The organism is Streptomyces sp. NPDC006711, from assembly GCF_042869775.1.
Taxonomy (GTDB): Bacteria; Actinomycetota; Actinomycetes; order Streptomycetales; family Streptomycetaceae; genus Streptomyces.
Genome location: NZ_JBIAGO010000005.1, coordinates 255362 through 272279 on the forward strand (window position 1 = coordinate 255362; position 16918 = coordinate 272279).

Genomic DNA, 16918 nt, shown 5'->3' on the forward strand with positions numbered 1-16918 from the left:
CGCCGCGATGTTCCGCCGTACGTTCTGGTTCACCGCGGGCGCGGCCGCCGGCGTCTGGGCCACCACCAAGGTCAACCGGAAGCTGAAGCAACTGACCCCCGAGAGCCTGGCCGCGCGCACCGCCGACAAGGCCGTCGAGGCCGGCCACCGGCTCAAGGACTTCGCCCTCGACATCAAGTCCGGCATGGCCCAGCGCGAGGCCGAACTCAACGACGTCCTGGGCATCGGCGAGAGCGAGGCGCGCGAACTTCCCGCGCAGCGCCGCCTCGTCGCGCTGGAGACCGCCCACGAGCGGTACGGCAAGCAGCAGGACAGCAAGCAGCAGTACCCCCAGCAGCAGAACAGCACGCATTCGTACAACCGGAATGAGGACCACTGATGGAGTCGGCCGAGATTCGCCGCCGCTGGCTGAGCTTCTTCGAGGAGCGCGGGCACACCGTCGTCCCTTCGGCGTCGCTCATCGCGGACGACCCGACTCTGCTGCTCGTCAACGCGGGCATGGTCCCCTTCAAGCCCTACTTCCTCGGCGAGACCAAGCCGCCCGCCCCGCGCGCCACCAGCGTGCAGAAGTGCGTGCGCACCCCCGACATCGAAGAGGTCGGCAAGACCACCCGCCACGGCACGTTCTTCCAGATGTGCGGCAACTTCTCCTTCGGTGACTACTTCAAGGAAGGCGCCATCAAGTACGCCTGGGAGCTGCTGACCAGCTCCGTGGCGGACGGCGGCTACGGCCTTGAGCCCGAGAAGCTGTGGATCACCGTCTACCTCGACGACGACGAGGCCGAGACGATCTGGCGCGACGTGATCGGCGTGCCCTCCGAGCGCATCCAGCGCCTGGGCAAGAAGGACAACTTCTGGTCCATGGGCGTGCCGGGACCGTGCGGGCCCTGCTCCGAGATCAACTACGACCGGGGTCCCGAGTTCGGCCCCGAGGGCGGCCCGGCCGTCAACGACGAGCGCTACGTGGAGATCTGGAACCTGGTCTTCATGCAGTACGAGCGCGGCGCCGGTGAGAACAAGGAGGACTTCCCGATCCTCGGGGACCTGCCCTCCAAGAACATCGACACCGGCCTCGGCCTCGAACGCCTCGCGATGATCCTTCAGGGCGTGCGGAACATGTACGAGACCGACACCCTGCGCGTCGTCATGGACAAGGCCACCGAGCTGACCGGTGTGCGCTACGGCGACCAGCACACCTCCGACGTCTCGATGCGCGTGGTCGCCGACCACATCCGTACGTCCGTGATGCTCATCGGCGACGGTGTGACCCCGGGCAACGAGGGCCGCGGCTATGTGCTGCGCCGCATCATGCGCCGCGCCATCCGCAACATGCGCCTCATGGGCGCCACCGGCCAGGTCGTCCAGGACCTCATCGACGTCGTGATCAAGACGATGGGCCAGCAGTACCCGGAGCTCGTCACCGACCGCAAGCGCATCGAGACGGTCGCGCTCGCCGAGGAGGCCGCGTTCCTCAAGGCGCTGCGCGGCGGCACCAACATCCTCGACACCGCCATCACCGAGACCAAGGCCACCGGTGGCACCGTCCTCGCCGGCGACAAGGCGTTCCTGCTCCACGACACCTGGGGCTTCCCGATCGACCTCACCCTGGAGATGGCCGCCGAACAGGGCCTTTCCGTGGACGAGGACGGCTTCCGCCGCCTGATGAAGCAGCAGCGCGACCAGGCCAAGGCCGACGCGCGCGCCAAGAAGACCGGCCACGCCGACCTGTCGGCCTACCGCGAGGTGGCCGACGTCTCCGGCGCCACCGACTTCACCGGCTACACCTCCACCGAGAACGAGTCGACCATCGTCGGCCTGCTCGTCGACGGCGTGCCCTCGCCGGCCGCCACCGAGGGCGACGAGGTCGAGGTCGTCCTCGACCGCAGCCCGTTCTACGCCGAGGGCGGCGGCCAGCTCGCCGACCAGGGCCGCATCAAGCTCGACAGCGGCGCGGTCATCGAGATCCGCGACGTACAGAAGCCGGTCCCCGGCGTGCATGTGCACAAGGGGGTCGTGCAGGTCGGCGAGGTGACGGTCGGCGCGTCCGCGTACGCCGCCATCGACACCAAGCGCCGGCGCGCCATCGCCCGCGCCCACTCCGCCACCCACCTCACCCACCAGGCGCTGCGTGACGCGCTCGGCCCGACGGCCGCCCAGGCCGGCTCCGAGAACTCCCCGGGCCGCTTCCGCTTCGACTTCGGTTCCCCCGCCGCCGTCCCCGGCACGGTCCTCACCGACGTCGAGCAGAAGATCAACGAGGTCCTGGCCCGCGAGCTCGACGTGCAGGCCGAGGTCATGTCGATCGACGAGGCCAAGAAGCAGGGCGCCATCGCCGAGTTCGGCGAGAAGTACGGCGAGCGGGTCCGCGTGGTCACCATCGGCGACTTCTCCAAGGAGCTGTGCGGCGGCACCCACGTGCACAACACCGCCCAGCTCGGCCTGGTCAAGCTGCTCGGCGAGTCGTCCATCGGCTCCGGCGTGCGCCGCATCGAGGCCCTGGTCGGCGTCGACGCGTACAACTTCCTGGCCCGTGAGCACACGGTCGTCGCCCAGCTCCAGGAGCTGGTCAAGGGCCGTTCCGAGGAGCTGCCGGAGAAGATCTCCGCGATGCTCGGCAAGCTGAAGGACGCCGAGAAGGAGATCGAGAAGTTCCGCGCGGAGAAGGTGCTCCAGGCCGCCGCCGGTCTCGTCGACTCCGCCAAGGACGTCCGCGGCACCGCGCTCGTCACCGGCCAGGTGCCGGACGGTACCTCCGCCGACGACCTGCGCAAGCTGGTCCTGGACGTCCGGGGCCGCATCCCTGGTGACCGCCCGGCGGTCGTCGCGCTGTTCACCACGGCCAACGGCCGTCCGGTCACCGTCATCGCCACCAACGAGGCCGCCCGCGAGCGCGGTCTGAAGGCCGGTGAACTGGTCCGTACGGCGGCCAAGACCCTCGGCGGCGGCGGTGGCGGCAAGCCGGACGTCGCCCAGGGCGGCGGACAGAACCCGGACGCGATCGGCGACGCCATCGACGCCGTCGAGCGCCAGGTCGCCGAGACCGCCTGATGCGCAGAGGACGCCGACTGGCGATCGATGTCGGTGACGCCCGGATCGGGGTCGCCTCGTGCGACCCCGACGGGGTGCTCGCCACGCCGGTGGAGACCGTGCCGGGACGCGATGTCCCGGCCGCCCACCGGCGGCTGCGGCAGCTGGTCGAGGAGTACGAACCGATCGAGGTGATCGTCGGACTGCCCCGCTCCCTCAACGGGGGCGAGGGTCCGGCCGCGGCCAAAGTCCGGCGTTTCGCCCAGGAGTTGGCGCGCGGCATCGCCCCGGTCGGGGTCCGGCTCGTCGACGAGCGCATGACGACCATCACGGCCACCCAGGGGCTGCGGGCCTCGGGCGTGAAGTCGAAGAAGGGCAGATCGGTCATCGACCAGGCCGCCGCCGTGATCATCCTTCAGAACGCCCTTGAGGCCGAACGGGTGTCGGACACGGAACCGGGCGAAGGCGTCGAAGTGGTTATCTGATCGCGATACGGTAACGTTCCGGCCGATGCGGAGGCATTCGAACAGTCGCCGCACAGCAAAAGAGGCGGACCGTCCGGATGCCTCGCGGCTCTAGGGGACCGATGACTGAGTATGGCCGGGGCCAAGGCTCCGAACCGTGGCACCCAGAGGACCCCCTCTACGGGGACCAGGGGTGGGGAGAGCGCCAGGCTGCCTCCGGTCAGGCTCTGTACGCCGGCCAGGACGAGCAGTACCAGCAGCAGCCTCAGCAGCAGCAGTACTACCCGCAGCAGTCGCAGGATCCGTACGGACAGCAGCAGCCCCAGGCGCACTACGCCGAGCAGCAGCAGCCCGGGCAGCACTACGCCCAGCAGCAGCCCCAGGCGCACTATGCCGAGCAGCAGTACCAGCAGGGGTACGCGGAACAGCCCCAGCAGGGCTATCCGCAGCAGCACGTGGACCAGCACGCGGACCAGCACGCGGACCAGCACGCGGACCAGTACGCCGGCCAGTACGCGGCGCAGCCCTCCCAGGCCCAGCAGTTCAGCGGTGGCTGGGACACGGCCACCGGCGAGCAGGCCGCGATGCCGTACGGGGGCCAGCAGCCCGATCCGTACCACAACGGCTACGGCGCCGAGGGGCACGACCCCTACCGGACCGACGAGGCGTTCCCGCCGCCCCAGCCCCCCGGCCAGCGCAAGGCACCCACCGTGCCCGAGGTGCCGGGGCAGGGCGAGGAGTGGAACGCCGAGGCGCAGGAGGAGGACCACCCGTTCTTCACCGGCGTTGGCGACAGCGAAGGCGAAGGCGAAGAGCCGCGCGAGTCCGGTCGGGCCGCGGACGGCGGCGCCGGACGCGACCGGCGCAGCAAGCCGAAGAAGAAGGGCAAGAGCGGGCGCGCCTGCCTCGTGCTCGCGGTGATCTTCGCCGTGGGCGCCGGCGGCATCGGCTACGTGGGGTACGACTTCTACCAGAAGAAGTTCGGCGCGGCGCCCGACTATGTGGGCGAGGGCAGCGGCGACACGGTCACCATCGAGGTGCCGGCCGGCGCGGGCGGCTCCGAGATCGGCCAGCTCCTCAAGCAGGCCGGTGTCGTCAAGAGCATCGACGCCTTCGTGCAGGCCCAGAACGACGACCCCAAGGGCAAGACGATCCAGGCCGGCGCCTACACGATGAAGAAGGGCATGTCGGCGGCGAACGCGATCAAGCTGATGCTCAATCCGAGCAGCCGCAACGCGCTCATCATTCCCGAAGGCAAACGCAACGCCTGGGTGTACGAGCAGATCGACAAGCGGCTCGGCGTGGCGCCGGGGACGACCAAGGGCGTCGCGCTCAAGGACGCGGGCAGCATGGGCCTGCCCGACTGGGCCAAGAACCACAAGGACGTCAAGGACCCGCTGGAAGGATTCCTCTACCCGGCGAGCTACCCGGTCGCCAAGGGCATGAAGCCCGAGGACGTCCTGAAGAAGATGGTGGATCGCGCCACCTCGGAGTACGGCAAGCAGGACCTGGCCGCCGAGGCCAAGAAGCTCAAGCTGGACGGTCCCTGGCAGCTCATCACGGTGGCGAGCCTGGTGCAGGCGGAGGGCAAGACGCCCGACGACTTCCGCAAGATGTCGGAGGTCATCTACAACCGCCTCAAGCCGGACAACTACCAGACCAACCAGAAGCTCCAGTTCGACTCGGCGTACAACTACCTGACCAACCAGAGCAACATCAAGATCGGCCTGTCCGAGATCAACAGCAACCCGGACCCGTACAACACCTACAAGTGGCGGGGCCTGACCCCCGGGCCGATCGGCAACCCGGGCAGCGAGGCGATGGCGGCGGCGCTGGATCCCACGAAGGACGGCTGGATGTACTTCGTGGCCACCGACGGCAAGCACAAGACGGAATTCGCCAAGACGCTCGCCGAGTTCAACAAGCTGAAGGAAGAGTTCAATGCCCAGTCCGGCCAGTGAGGGAGCGCGCCGGGCGGCCGTCCTCGGGTCGCCCATCGCGCACTCGCTGTCCCCGGTCCTGCACCGGGCCGCGTACGCCGAACTCGGCCTCGGCCACTGGTCCTACGACCGGTTCGAGGTCGACGAGGCGGGACTCGCGGGCTTCTTCGCGGAGCTCGACACGTCCTGGGCCGGCCTCTCGCTCACGATGCCGCTCAAGCGCGCGGTCATCCCGCTGCTCGACGCGGTGAGCCCCACCGCGGCGCTGGTGGAGGCGGTCAACACCGTCGTCTTCGCGGACGACGGCCGCCGCCTGGGCGACAACACCGACATCCCGGGCATGGTCGCGGCCCTGGGGGAGCGCGGGGTGACCCGAGTGGAGTCCGCCGCCGTCCTGGGAGCGGGCGCCACCGCGTCCTCGGCGCTCGCCGCGCTCGCCCGGATCTGCACGGGTCCGGTCACCGCGTACGTACGCGGCGAGACGCGCGCCGCCGAGATGCGCGGCTGGGGCGAACGCCTCGAGGTCGACGTCCGCACCGTCGACTGGTCGCGGGCGGCGGAAGCCTTCGCGGCGCCGCTCGTCGTCGCCACCACGCCGGCCGGCGCCACCGACGCCCTGGCCGGCGCCGTCCCCGACCACGGGGGCACCCTCTTCGACGTGCTGTACGAGCCATGGCCGACCGCGCTGGCGGCGGCCTGGGCGGAGCGCGGGGGAGCGGTCGTCGGCGGCCTCGACCTGCTCGTCCACCAGGCCGTGCTCCAGGTCGAGCAGATGACGGGCTGCGCGAGCGCGCCACTGGACGCCATGCGCAAGGCAGGCGAAGCCGCCCTGGCAGAGCGCTGAGCCCTCACTCGGCGTGCCTCCGCCGCACGGGCGCGACCTGAACTCGGGTGGGCCGCACGCTCGGGGCCGCGCCACCTACAGGGGCGCGGGGAACTGCGCGAGCAACCCACAACGGCCCGCACGGGACCAGATCACAGTCCGCCAGCTGGACTACGTCCCGGCCCACCATCTTGGACGTGGGAGGATCAGTGGTGGCGGGCCAGGGCCGCGCACCCCGGCCGCGCCGTCGGATTACCAGGACGCGCGAGCAACGAGGAGCACCGTTGAGCAGGCTGCGCTGGCTGACCGCTGGGGAATCCCACGGACCCGCACTTGTCGCGACGCTGGAGGGTCTTCCCGCCGGCGTACCGATCACCACGGAGATGGTGGCCGACCACCTGGCCCGGCGGCGGCTCGGCTACGGACGCGGCGCCCGCATGAAGTTCGAGCGGGACGAGGTGACCTTCCTCGGCGGCGTACGGCACGGCCTGTCCATGGGCTCGCCCGTCGCGGTCATGGTGGGCAACACCGAGTGGCCCAAGTGGGAGCAGGTCATGTCGGCCGACCCGGTGGCCCCCGAGGTGCTGGCCGAGCAGGCCCGCAACGCGCCGCTGACCCGCCCCAGGCCCGGCCACGCCGACCTCGCCGGCATGCAGAAGTACGGCTTCGACGAGGCCCGGCCGATCCTGGAGCGCGCCAGCGCCCGCGAGACCGCCGCCCGGGTCGCGCTCGGCGCGGTGGCCCGCTCCTTCCTGAAGGAGACGGCCGGCATCGAGATCGTCAGCCATGTGGTGGAGCTGGCCGCGGCCAAGGCCCCCTACGGCGTCTACCCGACGCCCGCCGACGTCGAGAAGCTGGACGAGGACCCGGTGCGCTGCCTGGACGCGGACGCGTCGAAGGCGATGGTCGCCGAGATCGACCAGGCCCACAAGGACGGCGACACCCTCGGCGGGGTCGTGGAGGTCCTTGCCTACGGCGTGCCCGTCGGTCTCGGCTCGCACGTGCACTGGGACCGCCGCCTGGACGCGCGCCTCGCCGCCGCCCTCATGGGCATCCAGGCGATCAAGGGCGTCGAGGTCGGCGACGGCTTCGACCTGGCCCGGGTGCCCGGCTCCCAGGCGCACGACGAGATCGTCAACACCCCCGAGGGCGTCAAGCGCACCTCCGGCCGCTCCGGCGGCACCGAGGGCGGTCTGACCACCGGTGAACTGCTGCGGGTGCGCGCCGCGATGAAGCCCATCGCGACCGTGCCGCGCGCGCTGGCCACCATCGACGTCGCAACCGGCGAGGCCGCCAAGGCCCACCACCAGCGCTCCGACGTGTGCGCCGTGCCGGCCGCCGGCATCGTCGCCGAGGCCATGGTCGCGCTCGTCCTCGCGGACGCGGTCGTCGAGAAGTTCGGCGGCGACAGCGTGCCCGAGACCCGCCGCAACGTGCGCTCCTACCTCGACAACCTCCAGATCCGGTGAGCGCCACCGGACCCCTGGTCGTCCTGGTCGGCCCGATGGGCTCGGGCAAGTCCACCGTGGGCGCGCTGCTGGCCCAGCGGCTCGGCGTGCCCTACCGGGACACCGACGCCGACATCGTGGCCACCGAGGGCCGCGCCATCTCGGACATCTTCGTCGAGGACGGCGAGGAGCACTTCCGCGCCCTGGAGCGCGACGCGGTACGCGCCGCGCTCGCCGGGCACACGGGTGTCCTCGCGCTCGGCGGCGGCGCCATCCTCGACGAGGGCACCCGGGCGCTGCTCGCGCCGCACCCGGTGGTCTACCTCTCGATGGACGTCGAGGCGGCCGTCAAGCGCGTCGGCCTGAACACCGCCCGCCCGCTGCTCGCCGTCAACCCGCGCCGGCAGTGGCGCGAGCTGATGGACGCGCGGCGCCATCTGTACACCGAAGTCGCCCGTGCGGTCGTCGCGACCGACGAGCGCACCCCCGAAGAGGTCGCCCAGGCGGTCCTCGACGCACTGGAGTTGAAGGACGCATGACGGAGCAGGCACCCACCCGGATCCAGGTCGGCGCCGCCGCCGGCACCGACCCGTACGACGTGCTCGTCGGCCGCAACCTGCTGGGCGAACTGGGCGGGCTCATCGGCGACAAGGCGAAGCGGGTCGCGATCATCCACCCCGAGGCCCTGGCCGGCACGGGGGACGCGATCCGCGACGACCTCGCGGGCCAGGACTACGAGGTCATCGCGATCCAGGTGCCCAACGCCGAGGAGGCCAAGACCGCCGAGGTCGCCGCCTACTGCTGGAAGGCGCTCGGGCAGTCCGGCTTCACCCGCACCGACCTCGTCATCGGCGTGGGCGGCGGCGCCACCACCGACCTCGCGGGTTTCGTCGCGGCCACCTGGCTGCGCGGGGTGCGCTGGATCTCGGTGCCGACCACCGTGCTCGGCATGGTGGACGCGGCCGTCGGCGGCAAGACCGGCATCAACACCGCCGAGGGCAAGAACCTGGTGGGCGCCTTCCACCCGCCCGCCGGCGTCCTGTGCGACCTGGCCGCGCTGGACTCGCTGCCCGTCAACGACTACGTGTCGGGCCTGGCCGAGGTCATCAAGACCGGCTTCATCGCCGACCCGGTCATCCTCGACCTCATCGAGTCCGACCCGGCCGGCGCCCGCACCCCCGAGGGCCCGCACACCGCCGAGCTCATCGAGCGCTCCATCCGGGTCAAGGCCGAGGTGGTCTCGGGCGACCTGAGGGAATCGGGCCGGCGCGAGATCCTGAACTACGGCCACACCCTCGCCCACGCGATCGAGAAGAACGAGCGCTACAAGTGGCGCCACGGCGCCGCCGTCTCCGTCGGCATGGTCTTCGCGGCCGAACTCGGCCGCCTGGCAGGGCGGTTGGACGACGCGACCGCCGACCGGCACAGCGCTGTCCTCAAGTCGGTCGGGCTTCCGCTGACCTACCGGGGCGACCAGTGGCCCAAGCTCGTGGAGAACATGAAGCTCGACAAGAAGTCCCGGGGCAACCTGCTCCGCTTCATCGTCCTCGACGGCCTCGCCAAGCCGACCGTCCTTGAGGGCCCCGACCCGGCGATGCTGCTCGCCGCCTACGGCGAGGTCTCCGCGTGACCCGGCGCGTGTTCGTCCTCAACGGCCCCAACCTCGGCCGCCTCGGCTCGCGCGAGCCCGACGTGTACGGCGCCACCAGCTACGCCGGCCTCGTCGAGGTCTGCGAGACGCTGGGCAAGGAGCTCGGCTTCGAGGTCTCGGTGCGCGAGACCAACGACGAGGGTGAGCTCATCCGCTGGCTCCACGAGGCCGCGGACGGGCGCGTTCCGGTCGTCATCAACCCGGGCGCCTTCACGCACTACTCGTACGGAATGCGCGACGCGGCCGCTCAGCGCACCGCGCCGCTCATCGAGGTGCACATCTCCAACCCGTACGCGCGGGAGGAATTCCGCCACACCTCGGTGATCGCGCCCGTGGCCACCGGCACCGTCGCGGGCTTCGGCATCGGCTCCTACCGGCTCGCCCTGCGCGCGCTCGCCGACGAACTGGCCGCGGAAACCGGCTGACGGGGCATGCTTGACGCCTCCCGGCCGTTCACACTGTGGCGGCCGGGGAAGGTACGGTTCTGCACCGGGCCGCCCGACACCGACGGGCGTCCCACCAGCGCCAGTTGCCTGTACGAGACGGAGTGGCACCGGATGCAGCACGCAGGGGGGGCTCCACTGCCGCCGCCCCACGCCCCGGGGCAGCCCCCGCACGAGTGGGTCCAGGGCATCGAACCGGAAGGCACGGCTCCAGTGCGGCCGGCCGCGCCCTTGGCCGGCGCCTCGCCGTCCTACCAGCCGGGGGCCGCGCCGGGAGCCGGTCCCGCCGGGCCGCCGGCCCACCCCCCGGCCCCGCCGGCCCAGGCGCCGCGCCACCCCGCCACCCAGCAGCCGCCCGGCCAGGGCTGGCACGGCCCGGCGCCGCAGCACGCCTCGGTGCGGCCGCCCTCCCTCGACACCACCGGGCACGTCGCCCTGCCGCCCGGCGGGCCCGTGCCGGTGCCCCAGGCGCCCGAGGGCACCGGCGCCACCACGCTCGCCGTGCTGCTCATCGGCCCGGCGGGCGCGGGCAAGACGACCGTGGCCCGGTACTGGGCGCAGCACCGCCAGGTGCCCACCGCGCACATCAGCCTCGACGACGTACGCGAGTGGGTGTGCTCGGGGTTCGCCGACCCCCAGTCCGGCTGGAACGACCACTCCGAGGCCCAGTACCGCCTGGCCCGGCGCACCTGCGGCTTCGCCGCGCGCAACTTCCTGGCCAACGGGATCTCCTGCATCCTGGACGACGCGGTCTTCCCCGACCGGCCGGTCGTCGGCCTCGGCGGCTGGAAACGGCACGTGGGGCCCGGGCTGCTTCCCGTCGTGCTCCTGCCCGGCCTCGAAGTGGTCCTGGAGCGCAACGCGGAGCGCAGCGGCAACCGGCGCCTGTCCGACGAGGAAGTGGCGGGCATCCACGGACGCATGGCCGGCTGGTACGGCTCGGGCCTGCCGATCATCGACAACTCCCAGTACGACGTCCCCACCACGGCCCGCCTCCTGGACGACGTCCTGGCCCGCACCATCGCGAGCCCCCCGGCCTGGTAGCCCCGGCCCCCACCCCTGGGGCGAAGCCCCAGGCACCCCCGTTTCCGTCTGCGGATCGTGCTGGCGTCTCGCGCAGTTCCCCGCGCCCCTGGACTACTCGGTGTCGGGCGACGGCGGAATCCTCGGCCCGTCCGGGGTGTGCGGAGGGGCGGAGGCCCCTGGCATCCCCGTTTCCGTCTGCGGATCGTGCTGGCGTCTCGCGCAGTTCCCCGCGCCCCTGGACTACTCGGTGTCGGGCGACGGCGGAATCCTCGGCCCGTTCGGGGCGTGCGGAGGGGCGGAGGCCCCAGGCACCCCCGTTTTCGTCTGCGGATCGTGCTGGCGTCTCGCGCAGTTCCCCGCGCCCCTGGACTACTCGGTGCCGGGCGACGGCGGAATCCTCGGCCCGTCCGGGGCGTGCGGAGGGGCGGAGGCCCCTGGCATCCCCGTTTCCGTCTGCGGATCGTGCTGGCGTCTCGCGCAGTTCCCCGCGCCCCTGGCGGTACTGGTGCCGGGCAGCATGCACACCCCCAGCCGGCCCGGCGTTCGAGGCCCCGGGCGGGGTCGGCCCCGGTGGCATGCCGGGCATGGGCAACCTCAGCCCGTCCGGCGATTGAGGACAAGGACGGACCGACTACCGGGGCGGCCCCCGGTCGGACGCGCAGAAACGGCCGAACACCCGCCCCGCTCATACGCTCGGGGCATGTCAGAGGTGTTCGCGGTGCGCCGCGCCTGGCTGCGGGACCGCTGCGCGGCCGCAGGCAGCGCGGCCGCCCTGGTCTCGCGCCCGGCCAACGTCCGCTACCTCGCGGGCGGCGCCCCGCCGGGCGCGGTCCTGCTGATCGGCCCGGCCGAGGACGTCCTGCTGTGCCCGCGCACGCCCTCGGGCGACCTCATCGAGGGCCACCTCGACGAACAGCTGCGGCTCACCGTGCTGCCGGCCCCCGGCGGCGACCCGGCCGTGGCGGCCGCCGACCTCGCCCAGGCCGGCGGGGCCGACTCCCTCGCCGTGGAGGAGCACCACCTGTCCGTGGCCCGTCACCGCGCCATCGGCTCGGTCGCGCCGCACCTGCTCCTGGGCGACCTCGCGGGCGCGGTGGAACAGCGCCGCCTGGTCAAGGACGAGGAGGAGATCGCCTGTCTGCGGATCGCCGCGGAGATCACCGACCAGGCCCTGGGTGAACTCCTCGAGTCGATCCTGGTGGGCCGCACCGAACGCCACCTCGCCCTGGAGCTGGAACGCCGCCTGGTCGACCACGGCGCCGACGGGCCCGCCTTCATGACGTCGGTCGGCACCGGCCCCAACTCCGGCCGCGCGGGCCACCGGCCGGCCGACCGCAGGGTCGAGGAGGGCGACTTCCTCTCGGTCTGCCTGGGCGCCACCTACCGCGGATACCGCTGCGAGATCGGCCGTACGTTCGTGATCGGCACGACCCCCGCCGACTGGCAGATCGAGCTGTACGACGCCGTCTTCGCAGCCCAGCGGGCCGGCCGGGAGGCCCTGCTGCCCGGCACCGAGTACCGCGCGGTGGACCGTGCGGCCCGTCAGGTCCTGGACGCGGCCGGCCACGCGGAGGCCGTCGGACCGCTCACCGGACACGGGGTCGGGCTCGAAATCGACGAGGAGCCGCAGCTCGCACCTGTAGCCATGGGTAAACTGGACACTTGCGTGCCGGTCACCGTCGAACCGGGGGTCCACCTCCCGGGCCGGGGCGGCGTCCGGATCGATGACACGCTCGTCGTACGCCCCGAGGCGGACGGCGGCCCCGAGCTACTCACCATCACGACCAAGGAGCTGCTAGCGCTCTAGCACGCGTACGCGCACCGCGCGCGTACCCTCGGTCGTCCACCAGCTTTCAGTCCAGGAGATTCCGCAACCGTGGCTTCCACGAACGACCTCAAGAACGGCCTGGTGCTCAAGCTCGACGGAGGCCAGCTCTGGTCCGTCGTCGAGTTCCAGCACGTCAAGCCCGGCAAGGGCCCGGCCTTCGTGCGCACCAAGCTCAAGAACGTGCTCTCCGGCAAGGTGGTCGACAAGACCTTCAACGCCGGTGTGAAGGTCGAGACGGCCACCATTGACCGGCGCGACATGCAGTTCTCGTACATGGACGGCGACTACTTCGTCTTCATGGACATGGACACGTACGACCAGCTGATGGTCGACCGCAAGGCTGTCGGCGACGCCGCCAACTTCCTGATCGAGGGCTTCACCGCCTCGGTCGCGCAGCACGAGGGCGAGGTGCTCTACGTCGAGCTGCCGGCCGCCGTCGAGCTGACCATCCAGCACACCGACCCGGGCGTCCAGGGCGACCGCTCCACCGGCGGCACCAAGCCGGCCACCCTGGAGACCGGTTACGAGATCGGCGTCCCGCTCTTCATCACCACCGGTGAGAAGATCAAGGTCGACACCCGCACGGGCGACTACCTCGGCCGGGTGAACAGCTAACCGTGGCTGCCCGGAACAAGGCCCGCAAGCGCGCCTTCCAGATCCTCTTCGAGGCCGACCAGCGCGGTGAGACCGTGCAGACGGTCCTCGCGGACTGGGTGCGGCACTCGCGGTCCGACGACCGTCAGCCTCCGGTCAACGAGTACACGATGCAGCTCGTCGAGGGGTACGCGGAGTACGTGGACCGCATCGACGACCTGATCTCCACCTACGCGGTGGACTGGACGCTCGACCGGATGCCGGTCGTCGACCGGAACATCCTGCGGCTCGGCACCTACGAGCTGGTCTGGGAGGACGAGACGCCCGACGCGGTCGTCATCGACGAGGCCGTCCAGCTGGCCAAGGAGTTCTCCACGGACGACTCCCCGGCCTTCGTGAACGGGATGCTCGCCCGCTTCAAGGACCTCAAGCCCAGCCTGCGCCGCGACTAGCCTCCGGCGGTACAGGAGCCAACCGAAGGGCCCGCGGCACACGCCGCGGGCCCTCCGGCATCCCGGGGACCCCCCGGGCCCGCCGGGTCCCTCGGAAACCCGGGCCCCTCAGAACCCGGGCCCCTCAGAACCCGGGACCCTCGGAATCCGGGCCCCTCGGAACCCGGGCCCCTCGGAACCCGGCACCTCCGGGATCCCGGAGACTCTGGCCCCCGGCCCCCGGCCCCCGGCCCCCGGCCCCCGGCCCCCGGCCCCCGGCCCCGGCCCCCGGCCCCGGCCCCCGGCCCCCGGAGGCCGAGGTCCGGCCTCGGAATCCGCGACCTTTCGGGAACTTGGGAAGCCCCAGAGCCCGATCCTGGGATCCCGGGTCCCTCGGGCACTCGGGGCCTGGGGGCCTGGGGGCCTGGGGCCCTGCCTCGGGGGTCCCGGATTCTTCGGGCACTCAGGGGCCCGTCCGGCTTTGGGATCCGGGTCCCCCGGGAATTCGGAAGGCCAGGGGTCCGGCCTCGGGATCCGGTGTCCTTGGGATGCTGGGGAGGCCTGGGGCCAGCTTCGGGGGTTCGGGATCCCCCGGGAGCTCGGGGGGCCTGGAGCGCCCGGCCTCGGCGGGCACGCGGGAGGCCCTGGAGCCGGTCCAGGGCACCCGGCCCCCCGGATCCCCGGGCGCCTCCCGAAACGCCGGCGGGCCCGGTGGGAGCGATTGCTCACACCGGGCCCGGCGGCACGTTTCTGCTTAAGGCCGTCAGGCCTCTTCGTGGGCGACGGCGCGGCGCGCGTCCGCGTCCAGGACGCCCCAGCTGATCAGCTGCTCGGTGAGGACCGAGGGCGACTGGTCGTAGATGACGGCGAGGGTGCGCAGGTCGTCCTGGCGGATCGAGAGCACCTTGCCGTTGTAGTCGCCGCGCTGCGACTGGATGGTCGCCGCGTAGCGCTGGAGCGGGCCGGCCTTCTCCGGCGGCACGTGCGCCAGGCGCTCAAGGTCGAGGACGAGCTTCGGCGGCGGCTCGGCGGCCCCGCCCGGCGTGGTACCCGGCAGCAGCTCCTGCACCGGGACCCCGTAGAAGTCCGCCAGCTCGGCGAGGCGCTGAACGGTCACGGCGCGGTCGCCACGCTCGTACGACCCGACCACGACGGCCTTCCAGCGGCCCTGGGACTTCTCCTCCACACCGTGCAGGGACAGGCCCTGCTGGGTGCGGATGGCGCGGAGCTTGGCCCCGAGCTGTTTTGCGTATTCGCTGGACATATAGCTCCCCGGACGCTGTGACAACGTGCGGCTCCGCCGCGCGGCTGTAACTCACTGTGAGGTTACGCAGCGTTACTTGGCCGCGTCAAGCCGAATGGTCCACACCCACGCCCCGCAGGAGTGACACGCTCCGGGCGTGGCGCGCCCCTCCTGGTCACGGCGATCGTCCCGGCCCGTTCACCCGTACGAGTGAGGGGCCGGTACCGGGCGGGCCTCGGCCCCTGGTAACGTGGGGGTCGCAATTTCGACGTCCTTTAAGGTCCGTCCCGTGAGGCGGAGAAGGAGGTCCGTTTCATATGGACACGCAGCACCCGCAGAACCAGCAGGATCCGGCGCAACCCGATGCGGCGCGGCCCGTTCTCGAAGGCCCCGACATCGCCCGCGTCCTGACCCGCATCGCCCACGAGATCGTCGAACGCGCCAAGGGCGCCGACGACGTGGTGCTCCTCGGCATCCCGACCCGAGGCGTCTTCCTCGCCGAACGGCTCGCCGTGAAGCTCGAAGCCATCACCGGGCGCAAGACTCCCGTCGGCTCCCTCGACATCACCATGTACCGCGACGACCTGCGGATGAAGCCCGCCCGCGCGCTCGGCCGCACCGAGATCCCCGGCGACGGCATCGACGGCCGCCTGGTCGTCCTGGTGGACGACGTCCTGTTCTCCGGCCGCACCATCCGCGCCGCCCTGGACGCCCTCGGCGACCTCGGCCGCCCCCGCGCCGTCCAGCTCGCGGTCCTCGTCGACCGCGGCCACCGCGAACTGCCCATCCGCGCCGACTACGTCGGCAAGAACCTCCCCACGTCGCTGCGGGAGACGGTCAAGGTCCAGCTCGCCGAGGAGGACGGCCGCGACGCCGTGCTGCTCGGTGTCAAGCAGACCGCTCCGGCCGGCGAGCAGTAGCTCCCCGCACCCCCGTACGGCCCCTCGGACCCGCACGGGCTGCTTCTGCGCGCCCGCACGCCCCCACCCTCCATCCCACCTGGAGAACCCCCCGATGATGCGTCACCTCATCTCGGCCGCCGACCTCACCCGCGACGACGCCGTCCTCGTCCTCGACACCGCCGAGGAGATGGCCCGGGTCTCCGACCGGCCCATCAAGAAGCTCCCCGCCCTGCGCGGCCGGACCGTCTGCAACCTGTTCTTCGAGGACTCCACCCGCACCCGGATCTCCTTCGAGGCCGCCGAGAAGCGCCTGTCGGCCGACGTCATCAACTTCGCCGCCAAGGGCTCCTCGGTCTCCAAGGGCGAGTCCCTGAAGGACACCGCGCAGACCCTGGAGGCGATGGGCGTGGACGCCGTCGTCATCCGCCACAGCGCGTCCGGCGCCCCCTACCGCCTGGCCACGTCCGGCTGGATCGACGCGCCCGTCATCAACGCCGGCGACGGCACCCACCAGCACCCCACCCAGGCGCTGCTCGACGCGTTCACCATGCGCCGGCGCCTGGTCGGCGAGGACGCGCTCGGCCAGGACCTGTCCGGCAAGCGCGTCACCCTGGTCGGCGACGTGCTGCACAGCCGCGTCGCCCGTTCCAACGTCGACCTTTTGCACACGCTCGGCGCCGAGGTCACCCTGGTGGCCCCGCCCACCCTGCTCCCGGTCGGCGTCGAACACTGGACCTGCGACGTGTCGTACGACCTGAACGCCGTGCTGCCGAAGTCCGACGCGGTGATGATGCTGCGTGTGCAGCGCGAACGCATGAACGCCGCCTTCTTCCCGACCGAGCGCGAGTACTCGCGGCGCTACGGACTCGACGGCGACCGCATGGCCAAGATGCCCGAGCACGGCATCGTCATGCACCCCGGCCCGATGGTGCGCGGCATGGAGATCACCGCCGAGGTCGCCGACTCCGACCGCTGCACGGTCGTCGAACAGGTCGCCAACGGCGTCCACACCCGTATGGCGGTCCTGTACCTGCTCCTGGGCGGCAACGAGCCCGCCGTCAGCCACGCCCGCCCCACCGATGCGGAGAACAAGTAACC

16 protein-coding genes are annotated in these 16918 nt (G+C 71.8%); 15 read left to right on the forward strand and 1 reads right to left on the reverse strand.

Going from position 1 to position 16918, the window contains the following annotated elements; genetic code table 11:
- The first annotated feature begins 7 nt into the window (after window positions 1-7).
- The 13 genes from ACFYM2_RS13970 to nusB all read left to right on the forward strand — a co-directional run bounded on the left by ACFYM2_RS13970 (window position 8) and on the right by nusB (window position 13696).
- The gene (locus ACFYM2_RS13970; RefSeq protein WP_358996561.1) at window positions 8-379 is read left to right on the forward strand and encodes a DUF6167 family protein; all 372 of its coding nucleotides are present in this window, start codon (window positions 8-10) and stop codon (window positions 377-379) included.
- Complete coding sequence (gene alaS, locus ACFYM2_RS13975) at window positions 379-3048, forward strand: alanine--tRNA ligase (RefSeq protein ID WP_388836099.1); 2670 nt, start codon at window positions 379-381, stop codon at window positions 3046-3048. The genes ACFYM2_RS13970 and alaS overlap by 1 nt, the downstream gene beginning before the upstream one ends.
- Window positions 3048-3512 (forward strand): Holliday junction resolvase RuvX, encoded by a 465-nt coding sequence (gene ruvX, locus ACFYM2_RS13980; protein WP_350229322.1) that lies wholly within the window; start codon window positions 3048-3050, stop codon window positions 3510-3512. Before alaS ends, ruvX begins: the two co-directional genes overlap by 1 nt.
- Window positions 3513-3613: 101 nt before the next feature.
- Window positions 3614-5452, forward strand: coding sequence for an endolytic transglycosylase MltG (mltG, locus tag ACFYM2_RS13985; protein ID WP_388836102.1), 1839 nt, complete (start codon window positions 3614-3616; stop codon window positions 5450-5452).
- Window positions 5433-6275, forward strand: a complete 843-nt coding sequence (locus ACFYM2_RS13990) for a shikimate dehydrogenase (RefSeq protein ID WP_358996570.1) — start codon at window positions 5433-5435, stop codon at window positions 6273-6275. The genes mltG and ACFYM2_RS13990 overlap by 20 nt, the downstream gene beginning before the upstream one ends.
- A gap of 263 nt (window positions 6276-6538) precedes the next feature.
- Window positions 6539-7723: a chorismate synthase gene (gene aroC, locus ACFYM2_RS13995; RefSeq protein WP_358996573.1), complete on the forward strand. Its 1185-nt coding sequence runs from the start codon at window positions 6539-6541 to the stop codon at window positions 7721-7723.
- Between the two features lie 35 nt (window positions 7724-7758).
- On the forward strand, window positions 7759-8241 hold the full coding sequence (locus ACFYM2_RS14000; RefSeq protein ID WP_358996782.1) for a shikimate kinase: 483 nt from the start codon (window positions 7759-7761) through the stop codon (window positions 8239-8241).
- Window positions 8238-9332 carry a 3-dehydroquinate synthase gene (gene aroB / locus ACFYM2_RS14005; protein ID WP_358996576.1) on the forward strand — a complete coding sequence of 365 codons (1095 nt, stop codon included), beginning with the start codon at window positions 8238-8240 and terminating at the stop codon, window positions 9330-9332. The genes ACFYM2_RS14000 and aroB overlap by 4 nt, the downstream gene beginning before the upstream one ends.
- Complete coding sequence (gene aroQ / locus ACFYM2_RS14010) at window positions 9329-9778, forward strand: type II 3-dehydroquinate dehydratase (protein ID WP_388836105.1); 450 nt, start codon at window positions 9329-9331, stop codon at window positions 9776-9778. Before aroB ends, aroQ begins: the two co-directional genes overlap by 4 nt.
- A 132-nt stretch (window positions 9779-9910) precedes the next feature.
- On the forward strand, window positions 9911-10840 hold the full coding sequence (locus ACFYM2_RS14015) for a Pro-rich N-terminal domain-containing protein (protein WP_388836108.1): 930 nt from the start codon (window positions 9911-9913) through the stop codon (window positions 10838-10840).
- Between the two features lie 682 nt (window positions 10841-11522).
- Window positions 11523-12629: a M24 family metallopeptidase gene (locus ACFYM2_RS14020; protein ID WP_388836111.1), complete on the forward strand. Its 1107-nt coding sequence runs from the start codon at window positions 11523-11525 to the stop codon at window positions 12627-12629.
- Window positions 12630-12698: 69 nt separating this feature from the next.
- Window positions 12699-13265 (forward strand): elongation factor P, encoded by a 567-nt coding sequence (gene efp / locus ACFYM2_RS14025; protein ID WP_350229314.1) that lies wholly within the window; start codon window positions 12699-12701, stop codon window positions 13263-13265.
- Between the two features lie 2 nt (window positions 13266-13267).
- A complete protein-coding gene (nusB, locus tag ACFYM2_RS14030; RefSeq protein ID WP_350229313.1) occupies window positions 13268-13696 on the forward strand; it encodes a transcription antitermination factor NusB in 429 nt (142 codons plus the stop codon).
- A 742-nt stretch (window positions 13697-14438) separates the two neighbouring features.
- Here nusB and bldD read toward each other — a convergent pair.
- Window positions 14439-14939: a transcriptional regulator BldD gene (bldD, locus tag ACFYM2_RS14035; RefSeq protein WP_093894511.1), complete on the reverse strand. Its 501-nt coding sequence runs from the start codon at window positions 14937-14939 to the stop codon at window positions 14439-14441.
- A gap of 296 nt (window positions 14940-15235) precedes the next feature.
- Between bldD and pyrR the strand changes: the two genes are divergently transcribed.
- Window positions 15236-15838 (forward strand): bifunctional pyr operon transcriptional regulator/uracil phosphoribosyltransferase PyrR, encoded by a 603-nt coding sequence (gene pyrR / locus ACFYM2_RS14040; RefSeq protein ID WP_358996585.1) that lies wholly within the window; start codon window positions 15236-15238, stop codon window positions 15836-15838.
- A 94-nt stretch (window positions 15839-15932) separates the two neighbouring features.
- Window positions 15933-16916 carry an aspartate carbamoyltransferase catalytic subunit gene (locus tag ACFYM2_RS14045; RefSeq protein ID WP_388836114.1) on the forward strand — a complete coding sequence of 328 codons (984 nt, stop codon included), beginning with the start codon at window positions 15933-15935 and terminating at the stop codon, window positions 16914-16916.
- Window positions 16917-16918: the final 2 nt, after the last annotated feature.